Annotated in this window: 18 protein-coding genes, 9 tRNA genes and 1 rRNA gene; 2 read left to right on the top strand and 26 right to left on the bottom strand. The window is 42.6% G+C overall.

The features are described from left to right. Positions 1-38: 38 nt before the first annotated feature. Together DW251_RS15805 and DW251_RS15800 are read right to left on the bottom strand one after the other, a co-directional pair. Positions 39-1,865 (bottom strand): aminopeptidase P family protein, encoded by a 1,827-nt coding sequence (locus DW251_RS15805; protein WP_118301715.1) that lies wholly within the window; start codon positions 1,863-1,865, stop codon positions 39-41. Positions 1,866-1,941: 76 nt separating this feature from the next. After that, on the bottom strand, positions 1,942-2,754 hold the full coding sequence (locus DW251_RS15800) for an HAD-IIB family hydrolase (protein ID WP_118301699.1): 813 nt from the start codon (positions 2,752-2,754) through the stop codon (positions 1,942-1,944). Between the two features lie 94 nt (positions 2,755-2,848). Between DW251_RS15800 and DW251_RS15795 the strand changes: the two genes are divergently transcribed. Next, positions 2,849-2,922, top strand: a tRNA-Pro gene (locus DW251_RS15795). A gap of 30 nt (positions 2,923-2,952) precedes the next feature. Here the strand turns inward: DW251_RS15795 and DW251_RS17815 are convergent. Further along, positions 2,953-3,171 carry a hypothetical protein gene (locus DW251_RS17815; protein WP_147352243.1) on the bottom strand — a complete coding sequence of 73 codons (219 nt, stop codon included), beginning with the start codon at positions 3,169-3,171 and terminating at the stop codon, positions 2,953-2,955. A gap of 228 nt (positions 3,172-3,399) precedes the next feature. Next, the gene (locus tag DW251_RS15790) at positions 3,400-4,755 is read right to left on the bottom strand and encodes an MATE family efflux transporter (RefSeq protein WP_118301714.1); all 1,356 of its coding nucleotides are present in this window, start codon (positions 4,753-4,755) and stop codon (positions 3,400-3,402) included. Positions 4,756-5,033: 278 nt separating this feature from the next. Here DW251_RS15790 and DW251_RS15785 point away from each other — a divergent pair, with 278 nt between their 5' ends. Beyond that, the gene (locus DW251_RS15785) at positions 5,034-5,468 is read left to right on the top strand and encodes an Rrf2 family transcriptional regulator (RefSeq protein WP_021869233.1); all 435 of its coding nucleotides are present in this window, start codon (positions 5,034-5,036) and stop codon (positions 5,466-5,468) included. Between the two features lie 201 nt (positions 5,469-5,669). On the opposite strand, the gene DW251_RS15780 is transcribed toward DW251_RS15785, so the two are convergent. The 22 genes from DW251_RS15780 to DW251_RS15675 all read right to left on the bottom strand — a co-directional run. Further along, complete coding sequence (locus DW251_RS15780) at positions 5,670-6,485, bottom strand: NPCBM/NEW2 domain-containing protein (RefSeq protein WP_021869232.1); 816 nt, start codon at positions 6,483-6,485, stop codon at positions 5,670-5,672. 181 nt (positions 6,486-6,666) lie between these two features. Further along, positions 6,667-7,179 (bottom strand): anaerobic ribonucleoside-triphosphate reductase activating protein, encoded by a 513-nt coding sequence (gene nrdG / locus DW251_RS15775; protein ID WP_021869231.1) that lies wholly within the window; start codon positions 7,177-7,179, stop codon positions 6,667-6,669. 190 nt (positions 7,180-7,369) lie between these two features. Next, entirely contained in the window at positions 7,370-9,064 is a 1,695-nt protein-coding gene (locus DW251_RS15770) for a [FeFe] hydrogenase, group A (protein WP_021869230.1), read from the bottom strand. A gap of 15 nt (positions 9,065-9,079) precedes the next feature. Continuing rightward, positions 9,080-10,930 carry an NADH-quinone oxidoreductase subunit NuoF gene (gene nuoF / locus DW251_RS15765; RefSeq protein ID WP_347474683.1) on the bottom strand — a complete coding sequence of 617 codons (1,851 nt, stop codon included), beginning with the start codon at positions 10,928-10,930 and terminating at the stop codon, positions 9,080-9,082. A 14-nt stretch (positions 10,931-10,944) separates the two neighbouring features. Then, the gene (locus DW251_RS15760) at positions 10,945-11,427 is read right to left on the bottom strand and encodes an NAD(P)H-dependent oxidoreductase subunit E (protein ID WP_021869228.1); all 483 of its coding nucleotides are present in this window, start codon (positions 11,425-11,427) and stop codon (positions 10,945-10,947) included. A 176-nt stretch (positions 11,428-11,603) separates the two neighbouring features. After that, on the bottom strand, positions 11,604-13,793 hold the full coding sequence (gene nrdD, locus DW251_RS15755; protein ID WP_021869227.1) for an anaerobic ribonucleoside-triphosphate reductase: 2,190 nt from the start codon (positions 13,791-13,793) through the stop codon (positions 11,604-11,606). A gap of 404 nt (positions 13,794-14,197) precedes the next feature. Next, a complete protein-coding gene (locus DW251_RS15750) occupies positions 14,198-14,611 on the bottom strand; it encodes a PTS sugar transporter subunit IIA (protein WP_118301698.1) in 414 nt (137 codons plus the stop codon). A 4-nt stretch (positions 14,612-14,615) separates the two neighbouring features. After that, a complete protein-coding gene (locus tag DW251_RS15745; protein ID WP_118301697.1) occupies positions 14,616-15,392 on the bottom strand; it encodes a ChbG/HpnK family deacetylase in 777 nt (258 codons plus the stop codon). Positions 15,393-15,410: 18 nt separating this feature from the next. Then, the gene (locus DW251_RS15740) at positions 15,411-15,902 is read right to left on the bottom strand and encodes a PTS sugar transporter subunit IIB (RefSeq protein WP_118301696.1); all 492 of its coding nucleotides are present in this window, start codon (positions 15,900-15,902) and stop codon (positions 15,411-15,413) included. A gap of 21 nt (positions 15,903-15,923) precedes the next feature. Continuing rightward, positions 15,924-17,108 (bottom strand): amidohydrolase family protein, encoded by a 1,185-nt coding sequence (locus DW251_RS15735; RefSeq protein ID WP_118301695.1) that lies wholly within the window; start codon positions 17,106-17,108, stop codon positions 15,924-15,926. Between the two features lie 21 nt (positions 17,109-17,129). Further along, on the bottom strand, positions 17,130-17,948 hold the full coding sequence (locus DW251_RS15730; protein WP_118301694.1) for a PTS system mannose/fructose/sorbose family transporter subunit IID: 819 nt from the start codon (positions 17,946-17,948) through the stop codon (positions 17,130-17,132). Continuing rightward, positions 17,948-18,745, bottom strand: coding sequence for a PTS sugar transporter subunit IIC (locus tag DW251_RS15725; RefSeq protein ID WP_118301693.1), 798 nt, complete (start codon positions 18,743-18,745; stop codon positions 17,948-17,950). Before DW251_RS15725 ends, DW251_RS15730 begins: the two co-directional genes overlap by 1 nt. A 127-nt stretch (positions 18,746-18,872) precedes the next feature. Next, a complete protein-coding gene (locus DW251_RS15720; RefSeq protein ID WP_243034998.1) occupies positions 18,873-20,690 on the bottom strand; it encodes a helix-turn-helix domain-containing protein in 1,818 nt (605 codons plus the stop codon). 292 nt (positions 20,691-20,982) lie between these two features. Next, positions 20,983-21,062, bottom strand: a tRNA-Leu gene (locus DW251_RS15715). A 53-nt stretch (positions 21,063-21,115) separates the two neighbouring features. Further along, positions 21,116-21,200, bottom strand: a tRNA-Leu gene (locus DW251_RS15710). A 10-nt stretch (positions 21,201-21,210) separates the two neighbouring features. Next, positions 21,211-21,283 (bottom strand) — tRNA-Val (locus tag DW251_RS15705). 33 nt (positions 21,284-21,316) lie between these two features. After that, positions 21,317-21,390 (bottom strand) — tRNA-Asp (locus tag DW251_RS15700). 42 nt (positions 21,391-21,432) lie between these two features. Further along, positions 21,433-21,506 (bottom strand) — tRNA-Ile (locus DW251_RS15695). Between the two features lie 32 nt (positions 21,507-21,538). Further along, a tRNA-Thr gene (locus DW251_RS15690) sits at positions 21,539-21,611 on the bottom strand. A gap of 24 nt (positions 21,612-21,635) precedes the next feature. Further along, positions 21,636-21,707: transfer RNA gene (locus DW251_RS15685), tRNA-Glu, on the bottom strand. A 34-nt stretch (positions 21,708-21,741) separates the two neighbouring features. Continuing rightward, a tRNA-Asn gene (locus tag DW251_RS15680) sits at positions 21,742-21,814 on the bottom strand. Positions 21,815-21,952: 138 nt separating this feature from the next. Beyond that, positions 21,953-22,115: ribosomal RNA gene (locus DW251_RS15675) — 23S ribosomal RNA — on the bottom strand; the annotation flags it as partial.

Genomic DNA, 22,115 nt, shown 5'->3' with positions numbered 1-22,115 from the left:
ATACCTGAAGCAGACGCAACGGTCCCTTAAACGATCCCTTAGATCGGGGCCGTTGCCTTTCTTAACCACTCTTTCTCCTGGTCATCCATATACGGACTGATCTTCTCAAACACCTCTTTGTGATATGCGTTAAGAAGAGCAATATCTCTCTCTGTCATCAGCTCTTTCACTACCGCATCCTTATCAACTGGTACAAAGGTAAGGAACTCAAACTTCATAAACTGGCCATACTGGTTCTTCTCATCCTTTACACAAAGGATCAGGTTCTCTGTACGGATACCATGGCTTCCTTCAATATAAAGTCCCGGTTCATCAGAAGTGATCATTCCAGCTTCCAGAACACCATTATCATGCCGCTCCGGCACCATACGGAAGCGGATGCCATTTGGTCTTTCGTGAACATTTAACAGATAGCCCACACCATGACCGGTTCCATGGTCAAAATTCAGTCCCCTGCTCCAAAATGGCTCTCTTGCCACATAATCAAGGCTTAAGCCTCTGCACCCATATAAAAATTTCACTTCTTTTAATCGCAGCATGCTTATAAGGACCAGAGTAAAATGCTCTTTTTCTTCCTCCGTCAGTTCTCCTAACGCAATGGTACGGGTAATATCCGTAGTTCCCTCATAATACTGGCCACCAGAGTCTACCAGATAAAAGCCATGGTCTTCCAGTACCGTATCACTTTCCTTTGTTGCAGAATAGTGACACATAGCCGCATTCGCCCCATAAGCAGAGATTGTAGCAAAGCTTGGCTCAATATAGCCTTCCTGCTCTTTCCTGAATTCCTCTAACTTATCCTGGACACTCATCTCTGTAAGACGCTCTTTTCCAATATGGTGCTTTAACCAGTAGATAAAACGGGTAACAGCTACACCGTCCTTAATATGAGCTTTCTTCTCATTTTCAATCTCAACCTCATTCTTTACTGCTTTCGCATCAGAAGTGGGATTCATCTTATCAACCAGTTCATTCTTATCCTTTAATATGTTATACAAAGCATAATTGATATGCTGCTTCTCCATAAGGATCTTATGTCCCGTAATATCTGTTGCCATTTTATAGATATCATCATAAGGCAGTATTTCTGTCCCTAAATCTTCCAGATATTTAAGCATATCTATATTATGATAATTATCCATATATGGATATGCTTCTCCGTGAAGCACTTCTTCATTTACAAACAGATACAATTTATCCTCTGTTACGATCACGTAGGAAAGCACTACCGGATTATAAGCAATATCATTTCCCCTGATATTTAACAGCCATGCAATATCATCCAGCGATGTCAGAACATACATATCTGTATGCTCCTTCTTCATTTCTGCACGAAGCTCTTTTAATTTTTCTTCTGCTGTCTTTCCTGCATATTTCTCATGTAATGCCCATGCCGGCTCCATGGACAGTGCCGGACGGTCTTCCCAGATCTCATTGATAAGATCATCACTGCAAAGGATCCTTGCATTTTTTTCTTTCAGGCGCTTTTCCAGATCAATACCGGTCAATGCATTGACTACTCTTCCGTCAAAGCCCAGACAGCCATTTTCCGGCACTTCTGCTTCCAGATATCCGGCTACAGAAGGCACGCCTTCCTGTCCCATTTTCATCATCTTTACAGAAGTTCCCTGAAGCTGTACTGCCGCCTGGACAAAATATCTTCCATCTACCCACAGGCATGCTTCCTTCATGGTCACTACTGCAATTCCCGCAGAACCGGTAAAACCGGTCAGGAACTGTCTGCATTTAAAATGATCTCCCACATATTCGGACTCATGAAAATCAGCAGTAGGCACCATATAGGCATCCATGCCACGTTCCTTCATCTTTGTTCTGAGCAATTCTAATTTCTGATTCACGGTCATTTTCTCCGTTGATCCATCATTTACTGTATTCATATTCCTTCTCCTCCTGTACTCACACATGGCTGCATATTTTCAGCTATATCCATCCAAAATGTCTGCATGCCTTCCAGACTCCATCCCGGGCAATATCATCTGTCACATAATCGGCTGTATCTTTCAGCTTCTGGACTGAATTTCCCATAGCGATCCCGGTTCCAGCTGCCTGAACGATCTCATAATCATTCATGCTGTCTCCAAATGCCACCGTCTGGCTTATATCCATTCCATAGTATTCACATAAACGTACCAGTCCATTTGCCTTGGATGCCTGTACTTCTATGATGTCCGCCCCTAACCGGCTGGAAAATAATGGAAATTTAAGTTCCGGAAAATGTGCCTCCATATCAGACACCGGATCCGCTTCTCCAATATAAGCTAACGTACGTACCGGCAGTTCCAGCATTTTCCAGGGATCCTGAAAATTACGCATGCTCTCTCCCCAGCGGATCTTGTCGATTCTTTCTACCTCTGCCGGATTCACAAAGTAATCCTTATCATCGATCGTCAGCCCCACGGCAATTTCCCTTTCTTCCCCATAGGAAAGCAGGCGTTTTAAAAGCTCTTTATCCATAAAATGCTCATATAACAATTCATCCCCGGCAACCACACGGGTTCCATTCATATGGATTACTGCATCTGGCCGTATCTGTTGTTTGTAGCCCACACTGACCATTCCATCCATATTTCTGCCGCTGGCGATGACAATAATACTGTCTTTTCGCAGCATCTCCACCGCTTCTATGGCACTGTCCGGTATCTTCCATGTAGCCTGATCTAAAAGTGTCATATCCAGATCAAAACTTACGATCCTTTTCTTATCTGTTTTGCTGCCTGTCGTTTTATTGATCATCTGAAAAACTCCTCATTGCGGTATACATTAAAAAAACAAAATCGGGGCTTTTCAAACAGCCTCTTTTCTGTTATACTATAATAGTTATGAACATCGGAGTATGGCGTAGCTTGGTAGCGCGCTCGGCTGGGGGCCGAGAGGTCGCAGGTTCAAATCCTGTTACTCCGATTTATTTTTTATCAAGGGTTTTTGATGATTTTACTCATCAGAAGCTCTTATTTTTTTAATCACCGTTCCAGATGATACCGAATTGCTCCGTGCTTTGCACTCCCGCAATTCTAAAAACATTCCTAATCCCCTTATTTTTTCTTCAAATAATGGCTTCTTACTCATGTTTTTAGCAGGTCCCAGGTTCAAAAATCCTCCTGCAGGCAAGCCTGCGCCGGATTTCCGCCCTTTTTGCCCTGGCATCATCATATAGATTCTATCGAAAAAATATTAAATTATCAATATTTTTCACCTGCAAATCCAAAAACTTCTTAAATGTTCTCTCGGAATCTTTCTGTACCTGACTTTGCGAGAAGATTTTTTGTCAGCCGCAAAGGCAAGTCCATAAAAGACTCCGGTAGGACATATAACAGAAAAGGAGTGAGCATGCCATTTCATATACTCACTCCCAAATCCTGTCTTACTTATTTGTACCTTTTATGCCTCAACACTCTCATTTCTATGCTCCATAGTCCTGAACAAATGGGTACAGATCAGGATCGCTACTACAATGGACAGATAATCCGCTGCAGGCTGCGCATAAATAACGCCTTCCAGTCCAAACATATGATTTAAAATAAAGATCAACGGGATAAAGATCAGTCCCTGACGGCAGACTGTCAGGAGCAATGACGGGATCGTCTTTCCCATTCCCTGGATGGTATTGATGCACAGGAATAAAATCCCTAAAAACGGCGCTGACAACTGCAGTGCAATAACCATCTGGATACCATAAGTGATAACCTGGGCGTCATTGATAAACACCTGAACCAGTGATTTTCTTGCCACCATCATAAACAGGGTCAGGATCGTTCCCATGATCACCGATACGATGCCTGTAAACTTAAACACCTGCATCAGACGTTTCTTATTTCCCGCACCATAATTATATCCGATCAGCGGCTGAATTCCCACACAAAGTCCGATCTGCAGCAGCACTACCAACATATTGGATTTCAAGGCAACGCCCATTGCAGCAACCGGTGTATCTCCATATCCTACTAATGCCTGATTAAGGATAATATTTGCAAAACTCATTAAAATATTGTTTAAAGATGCAGGAATTCCAATCGCTACTACGCTCTTTGCAATTCCTTCTCCCACTTTAAAATATTTCCAGCTGATAGACAAAGTGGATTTTTTCCTGAGAAAATACTGCAGATAAAACAGGCATGCTGCAATATTTCCAATGATCGTAGCCAATGCTGCGCCTGTTACTCCCCAGCCTAACATCAGGATCATAACCGGATCCAGCACAATATTTATAATAGTTCCAAGGAGGTTTCCCACCATAGACTCTCTGGCCGCGCCTTCTCCTCTTAAGATATTGGCAAATGCAGTGGAAAACAGGATCGTTGGCGCACCAATGGAAATGATCAGCAGATATTTTCTGGCAAAACCAATGGTATTTTCACTGGCTCCGATCAGTCCCAAAATCCCTTCCATACCAAGTACAGAACAGACAGCCACGATCACTCCCAGACCTAACGCACCATAACAGCAAAAGGAACTGATATGCCATGCCCGGTCTTTATGCTTTTCACCTAATGCCCTGGATATAGCCGAGCTTCCACCGATGCCAAACAGATTTCCCAGCGCCATAAAGATCATAAATACCGGTGTTGCCAAAGATACAGCCGCAACCTGCAGTGGATCCTGTGTCTGACCAATGAAAAAGGTATCTGCCATGTTGTAAATGACAACTACCAGCATAGATATCATGGTAGGAACAGCCATAGTAGCCACTGCTTTAGGTACCGGAACTTTTTCAAACAGATCCGTATTGGTTTTCATACATTTTTCCTCTCTTTTTCCCACATTTTCTCCATTGTATGCTTTTTACATTTTGTCTTATTTTTAACGTATTTAAGCCATTTTGCGTAAGCATTCTGCCATTCTAAACACAATCTGTATATTTGTCAACTGTTATTTTTTTGCCGAGGTTCTGCTGAAATTCTGTCATCCCATTTTCCTGTTACTGAGAAATTCATATTCCAACTTTCTGCATTTTTCATTGCTCTGCCACTAACCTTGTTGTATAATAGGTTTATAATAAGAAATGGAGAATGCGTATGTTAGTTTCAACAAAAGGGCGTTATGCACTGCGTATCATGATCGACCTGGCAGAACACCAGAGAGACGGCTATATTCCATTGAAGGAAACAGCCGGGCGCCAGGGCATTTCAGAAAAATACCTGGAAGGGATCATTAAGATCCTTGTAAAAGATAAAATGCTTACAGGTGTCCGCGGCAAAGGCGGCGGATACAAACTTACCAAATCACCGGATCAGTATACAGTAGGAAGTATCCTGCGCCTTACGGAAGGCTCCCTTGCCCCTGTATCCTGTCTGGAATCCCCGGACGCACTTTCCTGCGAGCGCATGGACTGCTGCCGTACACTCCCTATGTGGAGAGGCTTGGATCACCTGATCAACAACTACTTAGACAATATCACTCTTGCTGACCTGATCCAGCCCGAAGAACCATGGAGCAATTATGTAATCTAGTCCAAAAGAAAAACAAGCGCCACCAAAGGTGGCATTTGTTTTTCTTGGACGATTAACGAGGGTTCCGTCTGCGTCAGCAGACAATAGAGCGCGATAGCGCGTGAACCCGAGTGTACATATATACATAATCTCCAAAAAAGAGTATGCCACCGGGAATGGAACTCCATCCCGAAAGCATACTCTTTTTCATTTCATCTTTTCCTACTTATAAAGAGACAGTCCATCAAATAAAATAACCGGATCATCCCATTCATTATCCTTTAACAGGGAAACTTCTACGCGGATCTGCTTCTGTCCGGATACATCCACACCAAAATATACATTCTTTTCATTGTAATGGATATCAGGTGATGTATACAGTACCTGGTCATCGTCACCGTAAACAGTTACTCTTGCAAGAAGGGCGCTGTCAAACTGGGAAGAAGGACCAAATACGCCAGATAACATTCTGTATTCACCATTTGTATTGCACTGTACATAGCTTCCCTTGCCTTTTAAGCGGATCGCATTTCCCCAGCGGGATCCAGCGGCTGTCTTACCGGAAGCAATGATCGTGTAATCTTTCTTTGTAATGCCTTCCAGGTTCTGTACCAGATAACCATTTTCCAGATCCATACTATTAGCTGGCTCTGTATCTCCCTCATTTGGAACCCATACGCCATCTTCGCCAATGGTTCTTCCATCGATCACTGTGTTTACAGCCATAGCACCGTTTGGATACAGGAAATACCATTTTCCATCGTCACTCTTTAACCATCCAATCTGCATTGCACCAGTCTGGTCCAGATAATACCACTGGCCATCGATCTGCTGCCAGCCGATCTTCATAATACCGTCATTACCAATATAATAATATTTTCCATTATCTTTTATCCACTCATTGTATGCAAACTTGTTGGTACCCTTCTGGTATTTCCACTGATCATTTACATATTTCCATGTTCCTGCATAAGCCGGAACTGTTAAAGCCGCACTTAATGCCAGCGCTGCCGCTGCAACCGCAAAACGTCTTCTCATTTCCCATTCTCCTTTCATCTGCAGGCTTTATTCCTGCGCTATATTAACCGCTCATACTGTCTGTTTTCGTACACTTTATTATAATTCAACTTTGCTTTTTATGCAACAGTGCCTGCCATCTGTTCACAGAATATCCACGGTTTTACTGGGTTTTCTGGACAATCATCCGCTTATCTGTCACTTAATCTTCCCACATTCCTGCAAATTCACCGTCTTTTAAACGCAAAAGTCTCTGATTGGAACTTCCCCGAAAGATCAGGGTCAGATCCTTCTTTGCTTCCACAAACTCACCATCTACCAACACATCGATCTGACGCAGCATTTCTTTTGTATATTCCGTGTAAACAGAGCCGCCTGGCTGCATATCCTGATCAAACAGATATCCGCTGTAACACCAGATGTCTTTTTGTGGATAAGTCTCCCTGATCTTCTTTAAAAGGTGGACAAGTACCGCCTGATTTTCCGGTTCAAAAGGTTCTCCCCCAAGAAGGGTAAAACCCTGAATATATCCCGGTTCCAGTAATTTTAAAATTTTATCCTGCGTCTCCTCTGTAAAAGGAACCCCATACTGAAAATTCCAGGTTTCCGAATTAAAACAGCCCTTACAATGATGACGGCAGCCAGACACAAACAATGTTACCCTTACACCAGGACCATCTGCAATATCACATTCTTTTATATTTCCATAATTCATCTGTCATTTCTCCATTTCTGTTAAATATACTCTGCGGATCTAAATAACATAACTGAACAAGAAGTTTATCTTTATAGTATACACCACATCATTCTCCTGCACAAGAAAAAAGCAAAGCCCGGAAATCACTTCCAGGCTCTGCCCTTTTATTTTGTAACGTGTTCACACTCACAAACCCGCACTTCGTGCTCTACTTTCCCGAGAAGTTTCTATGCAGCAGCTCATGCTCCTTCCCCTTTAAAAGTGAGTCATAAAGTGAAAGGATCATCGGGTTTTCATTTGACTTCTTGATCTGGGTATTTACATCTGTATCATACAGTCCCTTCATTCTGGCCTTTCTGGTTCGCGGTCCGGCATTTACCGGCTGGCCGCCGCCCATGATACAACCTCTGCGGCATGCCATTACTTCCACAAAATCATACTCCACCTCATGGTTCTTGATCTGCTGCAACAGCTTATCCGCATTTGCCAGACCATTTACTACTGCCGCCCGGATCTCTCTTCCATTATAATCATAGGTCAGCGTCTTAATACCTTCATCACCCCGGACTCCGCTCTTTTTAATGGCTTCCATATCCACTCTGCTGTGTCCCTGCTGCAATCTGCGAAGTACTGCCTCTGTGACACCGCCGGTAACACCAAAGATCACACCGCTTCCGGAACCAATACCAAAAGGCACATCAGCAGCCTCGATCTCTACCTTATCAAATACAATACCGGACTTGCGGATCATCCTTACTACTTCTGTTGTTGTTAATACATAATCCACATCCTGTTTTCCGTTGGTAAAGGACTCCGGCCGCAGGATCTCTTCCTTCTTTGCTGTACACGGCATAATAGAAACAGATACTATCTTCTTTCCTTCGTTCTTTTCCGGATCCTTATAATATTCACGGACTACCGCACCAAACATTTGCTGAGGAGAACGGCAGGTGGAAAGGTTTGGCACAAATTCCGGATATTTTGTCTCACAATATTTCACCCATGCAGGACAGCAGGATGTAAATAATGGCATTTTCTGACCGGAAGTAAAACGCTCAATAAATTCCTTTGACTCTTCCACAACTGTCAGATCCGCACCATAAGAAGTATCATAAACCTCATCAAAGCCCAGTCTGTGAAGTACACCTACCAGCTTGCCCATTACATTTTCGCCCTTTGCATAGCCAAAATGATCTCCAATGGCCACACGTACAGCCGGTGCGATCTGAGCGATCACCTTTGTATTTTTATCCGCTAAAGCTTCCCATACCACATCGATATTGGTATGGATACTGATAGCACCTGTAGGACAGACAACCCGGCACTGGCCGCAGCCAACGCAGTCTGTTTCTGCGATCTTCTTATTAAATGCAGGCATTACCTGTGCATCTGTTCCACGGTAAGCAAAATCAATGGCATTGATATTCTGCACATTGTCGCACATTCTTACACAGTCACCGCAAAGGATACATTTATTAGGATCCCTGATAATAGCATGGGAACTGGTGTCGATAGGCTGCTGCTCTCTTACATTTTCAAAACGGATCTCATGAACACCCATGCGATGAGCCAGTTCCTGCAGATGACATTCTCCACTCTTGATACAGGTAGTACAATCTCTGCAGTGGGCCGCTAAAAGCAGTTCCAGGATCAGTTTGCGGTAACGCATCAGCCTTGGTGTATTCGTATAGATGACCATTCCGTCTTTTGGTTTTTCTGAACAGGAGGCAAAGGTCTTTCCCCTGTCATTTTCCACTGTACAAAGACGACAGGCTCCATATATAGATAATTCTGAATGATAGCACAATGTAGGGATGTCGATCCCGGCTTTTCTTATTACTGACAATACATTGGGTTCATCTGTAAATTCAATGGACTGTCCGTCAATTGTCATAATTCCCATAAATTTCCATCCTCCCTACTCTGTATAGATCGCGCCAAAGGCACAGTTGTCCATACAGCTTCCGCATTTTACACATTTTTCATTGTCAATGACAAATGGTGACTTCACTTTTCCGGAAATGGCATTTACCGGACAGTTCCTTGCACACTTGGAGCAGCCTTTACACTTCTCAGGATCGATCTTAAATACCCGAAGCCCGGAACAGACATGTGCACGGCATTTCTTATCCAGAATATGCTCCTCGTATTCCTTACGGAACGCATGAATGGTACTGATGACCGGCTTTGGCGCGCTCTTTCCCAATCCGCAAAGGGCAGTATTTTCGATCATATCTGCCAGCTCTTCCAGCTCATCCAGATCGCTCATTTTCCCGTTTCCTGCAACAATACGCTCCAAGATCTCCAACATTCTCTTGGTTCCTTCTCTACATGGAACACATTTTCCGCAGCTTTCTCTTTGGGTGAAATTCATAAAGAACCGGGCAACTTCCACCATACAGGTATCTTCATCCATAACAACCAGACCGCCGGATCCGATCATGGCTCCGATCTTTGAAAGGGAGTCAAAATCCATCTTGCTGTCAAGCTGTGACTCCACCAGACAGCCTCCGGAAGGACCACCGATCTGGACTGCCTTAAACTTTTTATTATCCTTAATGCCACCGCCAATATCGAAAATGATCTCACGAAGACTGATACCCATAGGAACTTCGATCAGACCTGTATTCTTAACATTTCCAGTAAGTGCAAATGCCTTGGTTCCCGGGCTTTCCGGTGTACCGATACGGCTGTACCAGCCTGCGCCATTTTTAATGATCATAGGAACATTGGCATAGGTTTCTACGTTATTTAATACAGTTGGTTTGCCCCATAAGCCCTGTTCTACGGTTCTAGGCGGTTTTACCCTTGGCATACCTCGTTTTCCCTCAATAGAAGCGGTCAGCGCAGATCCTTCGCCACATACAAAGGCACCGGCGCCTCTGTTGATATGCAGTCTGAAACTAAAGCCGGTTCCCAGGATATTATCGCCTAAAAGTCCCTTTTCCTCTGCCTGGGCAATAGCGATCTGCAGTCTGCGCACTGCCAGTGGATATTCCGCACGGACGTAAATATATCCTTCCTGGGCCTGCACTGCATAAGCCGCTAACATCATGCCTTCGATCATACGGTGGGGATCACCTTCCATAACACTTCGGTCCATAAATGCACCTGGATCGCCTTCATCACCATTGCAGACTACATAGCGTATCTTTTCCTTCTGACTTGCCACCTGGGTCCATTTCTTACCAGCCGGGAAACCAGCGCCGCCTCGTCCTCTCAGTCCTGCGTCTGTCACGGTCTTTATAACAGCTTCCGGAGTCATTTCAAAAACAGCTTTTTCAAAAGCCTCATAAGCGCCTACTGCCATGGCATCTTCTATATGCTCTGCATCAATATGTCCACAATTTTTAAGCACCAGACGGGTCTGCTTTGCATAGAAAGGGATCTCCTCCTGGGTTTCATATACACGGCCGCTGTCCTCATACATCAGCCTTGTTACCGGCTCCCCGCGAAGGATCGTTTTTTCAAATATTTCTTCACAGTCTTCCAGCTTTACCTTTAAATACAGGTAATTGTATGGTTCAATACGAACTAAAGGACCCATTTCACAGAAACCGTGACATCCGCTCATCTTAAGTCCCACATGTGCGATCTCTTCCCCAAATTTTACCGTCACATTGCTCATATTTGCAGTCAGTTCCTTAATACGGGCATAGATCTTGTCGGAACCGCCTGCCAGACATCCTGTTCCTCCGCAGATCAGGACTCTGCAGGTTTCTTTCTGGCGTTTTTCCTTACATTCTTCTCTCCACAGATGAAGCTGCATTCTGTTCTCTATTTTCATACCTTCTCATCCTCCCGCAATTTTGCGATCAGTTCACTCATTTTCTCCGGTGTCATTTTCGGATGTACTTCATCATTGACCATTACGGCAGGCGCCAGTCCGCAGGCTCCCAGGCAGGAAACAGTTTCCACTGTAAACAGCTGGTCATCTGTTGTATGTTTCTTTTTGCCAAGCCCCAGTTCCTTGTAAAGTCCCTCCAAAATAGGAATGGACTTACGCACATGACAGGCTGTTCCGTCACAGACTTTGATCACATATTTTCCCTTTGCCTCAAAAGAGAAATTCTCGTAAAAGCTTGCTACACTGTAAGCCTTTGCTTCTGAGATCCCCAGTTTCCCCGCAACATAGGTCAGAAGCTCCGGCGGCAGATAACGATATTCCTCCTGGATCCCCTGGATAATAGGGATCAGGGATTTTTCTTCACAGCTATACTGTGCAATGATCTGGTCTGTCTTCTCATAATAAGATGTATCTAACATTGTACCCCTCCTTTTGTGCATTTCACGTATAATCAATTATACATGAGAAAATGTTTTGTGCATAGTGCTTATTGATATTTTTTTGACGAAATTCTCAATAAGTATAACAAACTACCTGAATAAGAAAAAAGAAGCCCCAGAATTTACTCTGAGACTTCTCTTTAAGTTCATTGATTTTACAGATGTAATACTCTGTCCCGGATCTCCTGGGTCCTTCCCTGGTTCCAGAACTGTGTTCCAATATAACCGCAGGTTCTTCTTGCTACGAACATCTTATTCTGATCCTTGTTTCCACAATTTGGGCACTCCCAGATCAGTTTTCCGGACTCTTCCTCTTTGATGACCATTTCACCATCGTAACCACAGCATTCGCAGTAATCGCTCTTGGTATTTAACTCTGCGTACATGATATTGTTATAAATAAACTTCATAACAGACAGTACCGCCGGAATATTGTTCTGCATATTCGGAACTTCCACATAGCTTACAGCGCCGCCTGGTGACAGCTTCTGGAAATCAGACTCAAATTTCAACTTGCTGAACGCATCGATCTTCTCTGATACGTGTACATGGTAACTGTTGGTGATGTAGTTCTTGTCGGTTACTCCCGGAATAATGCCAAAACGCTTCTGCAGGCATTTTGCAAACTTGTAAGTTGTGGACTCCATAGGTGTTCCATATACGGAATAACTGATGTTCTCAGCCGCTTTCCACTCTTTGCACTTATCATTTAAACGCTGCATTACCTTTAATGCAAATGGACGTGCCTCCGGGTCTGTATGGGACTTTCCAAGCATTCTCATGCACATTTCATACAGTCCTGCATAGCCCAGTGAAATAGTAGAATATCCGTTAAACAGAAGCTTATCGATCTTCTCACCCTTTTTCAGTCTTGCCAGGGCACCATTCTGCCACAGGATCGGTGCAACATCAGAGATCGTGCCTAAAAGGCGCTCATGACGGCATCTGAGAGCTTCATGGCATAATTCCAGGCGCTCGTCTAAGATCTCCCAGAAACGGTCCATATCGCCTTCAGAAGAACATGCTACATCTACCAGGTTAATGGTAACAACGCCCTGATTGAAACGGCCATAATATTTATGGCTGCCATCTGCATTTCTCTGAGAGTCTTCTACTGTCAGGAAAGAACGGCATCCCATACATGGGTAAACATCTCCCTGCTTTAATTCCTTCATGATCTTTGCAGAAATATAATCCGGTACCATACGCTTTGCAGTACATTTTGCTGCCAGCTCTGTCAGATACCAGTATGGAGCATCCTCGGAAATATTGTCCTCATCCAGCACATAGATCAGTTTTGGGAACGCCGGTGTGATCCATACGCCTTTTTCATTCTTTACACCCTGCATACGCTGTACCAGGACCTCTTCAATGATCATAGACAGGTCTTTTCTGGTCTGACCCTCTGGTACCTCATCCAGGTACATAAATACAGTTACAAATGGAGCCTGTCCATTGCAGGTCATCAATGTGATCAGCTGGTACTGAATAGTCTGGATACCGCTCTTGATCTCTTCTCTCAGTCTGCGCTCTGTTACCTTATCAATGATCGCCTCATCCATAGGTTCGCCGCATTCTTTTCTTTCTTCGATCACATTTTTACGGATCTTCTTTCTACTGATATCTACAAATGGAGCCAGATGAGCCAGTGTAAATGACTGTCCGCCATACTGGTTGCTGGCAACCTGGGCAACGATCTGGGTGGTCACATTACAGGCAGTAAAAAAACTGTGTGGCTTCTCGATCAGTGTCTCACTGATCACAGTACCATTCTGAAGCATGTCCTCCAAATTGATCAGATCACAGTTATGTTCTCTCTGTGCAAAATAATCGGTATCATGGAAATGGATAATTCCCTCTTCATGTGCTCTTACGATCTTCTCCGGAAGAAGTACACGGCGGGAAAGATCCTTACTTACTTCTCCAGCCATGTAATCACGCTGGGTAGAATTGATCACCGGGTTCTTATTGGAATTTTCCTGGTTGACCTCTTCGTTGATATTATCAAGCAGTGATAAAATTCCATTATCTGTTGTATTGGATTTACGTGTCAGTTCCCTCTTATAACGATAGCGCACATATTTCTGTGCTACCTCGTAGCCTCTCATAGCCATGATGCCTGTTTCCACCATGTCCTGAATGTCTTCTACATTTACAGCATGAGTTGACTCCTGAACCTTATTTGCTATATTATCTGCTATCGCTCTGATCTGATAGTCATTCATCTGGTGCAGTCTGTCTACTTCTTCATTCGCCTTATGAACTGCATTAACGATCTTCTGTGAATTAAAATGAACCTCTTCGCCATTCCTTTTAATTACATTCGTCTTTACTTCAACACTCATTACTATCCCTCACTCATGCACAAAATATTGTTGTTTTTTTAACCACACTCACTATATCTAGTGCCAAGTACTATACTACTACAAAAATCAGTTCTTGAAAAGGGAAAAATAGAAAATAAAAGAATTCAGACAACGGCAACTATTGCCCGTTATTTTAATCATTTGTTTATTAGAGTATCTTATAGAATATCTTTGTCTTATTACCCGGTATCTGCCGACCGCCCAGCTATTATCCCACTAAATCCCGGGAATGTAAAGCACTATTTTAACGAGAATTTGAACATTAAAAAAGCAGAACGGATCATAAAATGGACCGTCATAGTACTGACAGTCCATTTTATGATCCATGTTATTATTCTTTGGATTTTACCTGTTATTTGATTTTATCTACTATCTGCAGATCCTCAAAACAGGTCGTCTTCTTGTGTTGTTTCGCTTTCTTCCAGATTTACGATCCGAATCGCATCTTTTGACTGCTCAATCACAGATTCCAGCATTTCACGGCTGATATCGCCTTCCAAAATCGTCAGACCGATCACCAACGCCAGGTTTACACCTGCTATCAGCGTAGTATTTGGGTGTTCCAGATAGGTATACATTGTGCTGTTGACACTTCCTCCATACATATCTGAAAGAAGAATCACCTGATCATCTTCCCCTACAGTCTGGAAAAAAGCATCCAATGCATCATTTAAAGATTTCTCATCCACATAAGCATCAAATACGGTTACTTTATCATGGCCTCCTAACAGAATATCCAAAGAACTTGCTAAACCACTTGCAAGATGTCCATGAGAAGACAGAAAAAATTTTGTCATACTATTACATTCCTTTCAGATCCCGATAGCTGATCAGTTCAATATTATTTTCCTGAATCCATTGTTTAAACCGTTCACTGGTAACAGCTGCCAGATCCTGATTACGAATCAGAGTATAAGTACTTACCTGGAAAAGTTCATGATCTACGTAACCACAGTGCGTTCCCAAAAAGCTAATCGGATTGTTCAGAAATTCCTGATCTCCAATCACACATTCTGTCAAATCTGCCTTGATCTGATCCTCCAGTGGAAATGGCTTTTTATTCCAGTTTCTAGAAGGTCTTATGATTCCAAATCGTTTGTGCATCTCCTTCACCAAGGGGATACTGTATTTTCTTCCTATTGCTTCCATTGCAGCCCAGGTTGCCGGAGTACTGTAGGAATGTCCATGGAGATATTCCGGAAACTTTCCTGTCAATTCCTTAAACCTTAGAACCTGTGCCTCTGTTTCTGTCAGACAATCTTCATATTTAACATGGTTCTGATCACCATCTTTCTGATCAATGGCCCAGTGCATGCCAGAAGTCAGAAATAAACCATTTTTCTGTACCAGAGATGGTACTTTTTCTGGATCTGCACAAGGGCGCCCTGCAACCAGATTAATATCCTCCCCCAGGCAGATCTGCGGATAAGGCTTCATCAGTTCTACTGCAAATGGTGCTGCAGGCATATTAGAAAACAATCCTGTACAGGTAATTGCTCCCTCTCTTGCTGCACGGGCAATGCCACAGCTGACAGCTTCTGTGATTCCAAGGTCATCTGACTGAATAATAAGTTTCATTGCAATACACCCCCATCTTTACTGAATCAGTTTCTTTAACGGAATTGCAATCTCTTCCGGGGTAGTCTGACAAATGCATTCCAGCCCTGTCGCCATCAGTTCACGGAATGTTGCTTCTTCATCTGTATCGCAATACAGATTGTTGTCAAAGCGTTTTCTTTCTTTTCCCTCTTTTTTCGGCGCCACTCTGCCATAATTTCCTACATTAATAAATGGAATGCCTTTTACCTGTTTTGCCATTTTAAGTGCATCTTCCGGACTGTTTACCAGTACAAGTACCTTTAATGGCTCACATCTTGGATCATTTAAAGTCTTGATTGCGTCATCAATTGATTTAATAACTGTCTTGATTCCTGGAGGTGCTGCCATTTTTAATGATTTCTGAATCATTACATTGGCAGCTGCATGATCATTTGCTACTACTATGCTGTCTACACCTGTGTGACGGGACCATTTAATCGCAATCTGACCATGGATCAGACGTTCATCAATACGAAATAATTTGATCATAAAAACATATCCTTCCTTTTTCTAATTTACCTTTGCCTTCAGCGCCTCTGTGTTGAATATTTTATCCGGTGTATCTACGTTTTTATTATAAACTTCCTTACCGCCTACAAAAGTACGTTCACAAACAAAATCATCATTTACAAAGATCATATCGGCACGTTTTCCAGACTGCAGGGAACCTGTCTCCCCATCAATTCCCAAATACCGGGCCGGATTAATCGATGCCATGTAAAATGCCTGTTCCACAGGAACTCCAACTTTTGTTACCAACTGTTTAATATTTCGCAGTACCCAGCTTCCGCTTCCACAGATACGGCCATCTGAATTTAAGATCAGTCCTTTTTCATCTGCATAATTTTCACGTCCATACCGGATATATGTACCCGTTGGAAGCCCTGCGATAAAATTAGAATCCGAAATTAAACAGAACTTGCTGTATGGCTGCAGTTTAAACATGATCCTTAACATATCTGGACATATATGGTTTAGATCGGTAATGACTTCATAATAAATATTGTCTAATAACAGCAGTGCACCCAATGCACCTACATTTCTATGATGAATTCCCCTCATTCCATTGCCAAGATGGGTCGCAATATCAAATCCGGCCACTCTCTTGGCTTCATAAATATCTTCCGCATACGCTGCTGTATGGCAGCATGCTACTTTAATCTGATGCTCATGGAGACATCGAATGACATCATATGCTCCCGGAAGTTCTGGCGCAATCGCCATCACTTTCATTTTTCCATGAGTTTTTTGGATCAGACGTTCTGTTTCTTCCACATCCGGTGCCGGCCAGGTCAGACCTACTGTTTTTTCACCGCCCCGCGCCCAGAAAGGACCTTCGCTGTGAATACCATAGATCACTGCTCCCTCATAAACCTGATCCATTACACGGACAATTGCTTCAAAAGCATCTTCTTTTGCTGTTGGAAGAATCCCGGTAATACCGATAGATGCAAGTGCTTTTACATATCCTAATACATCTTCATCTGTACATGGATCTGTCATGGACCATCCACCAAATCCATGATTGTGAACATCTATAATACCAGGAAAAATATCCACCTTTCCAAGATCTTCGTATTCTCCGTCCCATTCCGTTGTAATCTTTTCAATCTTATCATCGCAAATAGTGATATAGCCGTTTACGAATCCGTTTTCTGTTAGTATCCGTTCTGACTTCCATGTTTTTCTACTCATTACGCGGCCTCCAAGCTTTCTTTAGAAAATTCCTAAAAATGCTAATACAATAGAGAGGATCAGAATGCCAAACACCAGAGTAAGCGGCTTGTATCCCTTTTTAATCAGTTTCATAAGCACAAATACCAGAACGATGGATAAAAGACCCGGGATAATGGAATCCAGGATATCCAGTACAACTACAGATGCCTCACCAACATTGATCGTCCAGGCCAGCTTTACGTTTACAGAAGAAGCTACCATAGCGCCTACCATGGTAATACCCATAACACCTGCGGCTTTTGTTAAAGACTGCATCAGACCGGAATTAAATACCGTATCAATAAAAGATGTTCCATACTTATAGCCAGCTCTCAAAAGATACCAACGTGCTGCGATCTGGGAGCATCCATAAATCAGGATAAATAACAGAACACCCAGGAAATTAGCCTGACTGCAAAGACCGATTGCAATACCTGCTGCAATAACTCTTAAGCAGTTAAAGAAAAATGCATCTCCAATACCTGCTGTTGGTCCCATAAGAGCTACTTTAATGCTTTCAATGGTATCATCATCCACTGCGCCTGTCTCTTTTTTCTGACGTTCCAATGCATAAGAAATACCTGCAATCAAAGATAAAAATACTGCATGGGTATTAAAAAAGCCATTGTGACGGCGCATTGCCTCTGCTTTTTCTTTCTTATCGTCATACAATTCATCTAATGCCGGTTCCATGGTCAGCGCAAATGCATTGCCTTCCATCTTTACCATATTAAATCCACAGAAAACCAGGCCTGAATTCCAGAACATTTTTCTTAATGTTTTTTTCTCTTGTGGTGTATAATTTGTTTCTTTAGCCATTAGAATAAGTCCTCCTCTCCTACAGATGAAGATGCACCGCTCTTTTCTGCAATCTTAAGAACATCGTTAATCTTTTTCTCATTGCAGAAATAGGTGATTGCAATCACAGCTGCGATAATTGCGATTGCAACGGTTGGAAGTGACATATATTTGCTTAATACATATCCCAGGAAGAAGAAACAGCCGATTTCTTTATTCCAGATCATAGAAAGCAGGATTGCAAATCCAATACCAGTCATCATAGAACTGGACGCTGATAAACCTGACATGATAAATGCAGGCATATTATTCATTACATGTTCCAGGCTGCTTACGCCAAAAGCAATTGCTGCAAACATGATAATCGCCTGAGGCAGACGATCCACAAAATATCCACACAACATAACCTGTGTACGATAAGATTTTTCTTTGCCGCTTCCAGCCATTTTCTCCCAATATGGAGCAAGTGCTGCAAGAACCGGCTTCCACATTTCATTTGCTGACCCCATTAATGTACCAATTGGCATTGCAAGAGCAAGTCCTGTTTCAACATCTGCTCCTGTCAGGATCGTATACGCAACTGCTATAATACTGCTGGCACAGGCATCTGAAGGAATAGAACCACCGATAGCAGAAATTCCCATAAAGATTGCCTCCAGAGAAGCTGCCATAATCATACCGGTTCTAATATCTCCTAGAAGAAAACCAGTCACTGTTGCTGTTACGATCGGACGTTGTAAAGTCTGCCATCCTAAGAGACGGTCGGTACCCTGCATCAGGATCCATACTAACGCACAAATCAAACCACTTTGTATCATATAACTCCCTCCTTAGTTTTGATATAGTATTATTATATATCCCATCGGGAAATCTTCCATTTTCATTTGTGCATTATAACATGAGAAAAGTTCGTTTTTGCCCTTACATTCATGCAGATTGTGGTATCTATAGTCTTTTACGGACACCATCTATTAACACTTCCATCACAGATGCAGTCGTCAGTTTTGGTGACAATTGTTCAAAATCATCCTGGAGATACCGGATCCCATTTTCCAAAAAACGCATTGAAACAATTGATTCCTGAAAATCAATGGCAATAAATAAAACTGCCCGTACCATTTCTTCTTCATATTCCAATCCTTTTTTTAAGAAATACAGATCAAATATCCGTTTTTCTGTATATTCAGACGGAACAATCACACAAAGAAGCTGATTGCGGACTCTTAAATGTCTGGGATCCATAAAAAACTGGTTCAATACTTCTTTAGAATTTATATCTTTGCCCCATTGGTATGAAAGCAGCTGAAAAATACTCTGAATCCCATAAATAGAGAAATCTCTATGAACAGCCAGTTCATCCCACTTTAATTGTTGGGCACTATAGAACAAATCATACCCACTTAACAGTACCTGCCTACGTACCTGCTCTATATCTTCCGGAGTCATCATTGCATGTACATGCAGATACGACCACGTATAATGATATGCATAACTATTAAAGCTGCCGATCACCCAGTCATAATTTTCCACAGGCAGCTTTCTTGCATCGTAAAAAGGATATATCTCCATTTTCCCGATCCACCAGTCTCCCAACCGTCGTACTATATCTTTTGCAATAATCTGCGCACTGGATTTCCCATTTCTAGCACAAAGCAATATTTTTCTTGGAACATAAGGATAATCAATAACATTGAGTATTTTATATAAACTGACACCTAAAAGCTGTGTATTATACTCATTGATCTTTAAATCTGCTTTATGGCTCAAAAACTCCCCAATACTGTCTGCCAATGCGAGCACAAAGGGGGATCTTTTAATCGCATTTTCCGAAATACTGTTGCCAAGCATAAAGCAATCTGCATACCCAAAGTTTTTCTGAAACAGCAATCGAAGCATATCTGGAATCAAAGCAGTTACTAATTGAGAGTTTGATATTTCATCCGGAACCTTCCACTGTTCTTTTAAGTTTTCTACCACCTGTTCTGTAAGATTTTTTGCTTTCGTATAAAAAATAGAAAAACGCTTTTTCAGTTCTGGCATCTGCTCCCAGTCTCCCCACATTAAAAACAAGGCTGCCAGTGCTGCAATTTCACCTTCCACATTTGAAATATCCTGTAAATATCCTGAAATATTTTTCAGATTTTCAAGCAACTTCACGGCCAGTGTCCATTCTTTTGATAAAGGCAGCTTTTTTCTGTAAACTGACCACCGCTCAGAATCCGCTTCAATCAGATTTCCTGACTGTATCCGATTTCTCAACAAAAGCACATAATCTACTAAACGGTTGATATATGTATCAAACAATTCATTTTCAGATGCACGTATCGTATCCAGCACTGTTTTGCGTACTTTATCCTTATCTCCACGATCTCTAAAAGCGCGCTCATACACCTGATCATTAAATGCTACTACGCGGATCCGAAAATGATTTTCATACAATTCCAGCATACAAAGCCTCTGGCTAAATTCATCACCGCACAGTTTCATCCCATGACCAGGGCGGCTTATCAGAGAAATTCCAAATGATTTAAGAAATTCCCTGACCCATGTCATTTTCTTCTTTACTGTGCTGGAAGAACAATATAACTGCGCTGCCAATTCATCCAATAAAAAATACCCATCCTCATCTGTAGCCTGACGGCACATGATTGCTCTTGCCAGTTGATAAGAAAGTCTCTCCCTTGTATTGTTTTCTACATTATTGAATAAAATATTCAGCCATTCCCTAATCTTCGCAAACTGATCTGGTTCATCAATCTGCAAAATATACCCTTTACCGCGAACAGAATCCAAGGTGCAGCCACATTCTTTTAGAAAAACTCTCAAATGTTCTATATCATTTTTTATTGTCCGCTCAGATAAATTTAATTCTCTAGCAAGGTCTCCTGCTTTTAAGTATCCGTTTGACTGCAAAAGTAGATAGGCCATTTTCAAAATTCTCTTTTCCTCCGTTGCCATTTGTCAATGTCCTTTCTTAAATATGTTTAACATACATTCCTACTAAAAAAAAATAAGACCTTTCAAAGAGTCAATCCCCTTGAAAAGCCTTATTTAATGCGGGTAACAGGACTTGAACCTGCACTCTCTCGAACCAGAACCTAAATCTGGCGCGTCTGCCAATTCCGCCATACCCGCATAATTTAGAAAAAACCGTTCCCTTAAGTTAAGAGATCGGTTTTTATTTTAAATGCGGGTGGCCGGACTTGAACCGGCACGGATGATAAGTCCGAGGGATTTTAAGTCCCTTGTGTCTGCCTATTCCACCACACCCGCATATAACAAATGGGGCCTACAGGGCTCGAACCTGTGACCCTCTGCTTGTAAGGCAGATGCTCTCCCAGCTGAGCTAAGACCCCAACTTGTATAAATTGTATGCATATAAATGCAAACGACCCGGAACGGGTTCGAACCGTCGACCTCCGCCGTGACAGGGCGGCGCTCTAACCAGCTGAGCCACCGGGCCATATGATAAATATAGTTTTTTTAAACCTCAGTTTAGGAAGAGTGGACCTTCGGGGACTTGAACCCAGGACCGACCGGTTATGAGCCGGTTGCTCTAACCAACTGAGCTAAAGGTCCGAACTATATTCGTACCTGCTGTTAAGCAGTAAAGCCGATGATCGGACTCGAACCGATAACCTGCTGATTACAAATCAGCTGCTCTGCCAATTGAGCCACATCGGCATGATGTGTGAACCTTAGTTCAAATGACCCCAACGAGATTCGAACTCGTGTTACCGCCGTGAAAGGGCGATGTCTTAACCGCTTGACCATGGGGCCATATTTTATAGTGGTCGCCATGACTTCCACTAAACTCCCCGAGTAGGACTCGAACCTACGACCCAACGGTTAACAGCCGTTTGCTCTACCGACTGAGCTATCGAGGAATATCAACTGCACTGACTGGTATAGTATACAATACTTTTTCCATTTTTGCAAGCACAATTTTTATTTTTTTTGATACATACCTTCAAAACCACATATTGAACTACCGAATACCTGCAACTTTTTGTTTCCCTTACCTTTTGGTCAAGCCCTCGACCGATTAGTATCAGTCAGCTCCATGTGTCACCACACTTCCACCTCTGACCTATCTACCTTGTCGTCTTCAAGGGGTCTTACTACCTGCGTATGGGATATCTCATCTTGAGGGGGGCTTCACGCTTAGATGCCTTCAGCGTTTATCCC

Origin of the sequence: Clostridium sp. AM22-11AC, assembly GCF_003473545.1 — a bacterium.
Lineage (GTDB): Bacteria > Bacillota > Clostridia > Lachnospirales > Lachnospiraceae > Enterocloster.
The sequence above is the reverse complement of the archived record's forward strand: the minus strand, read 5'-3'. Positions and strand labels throughout refer to the sequence as shown.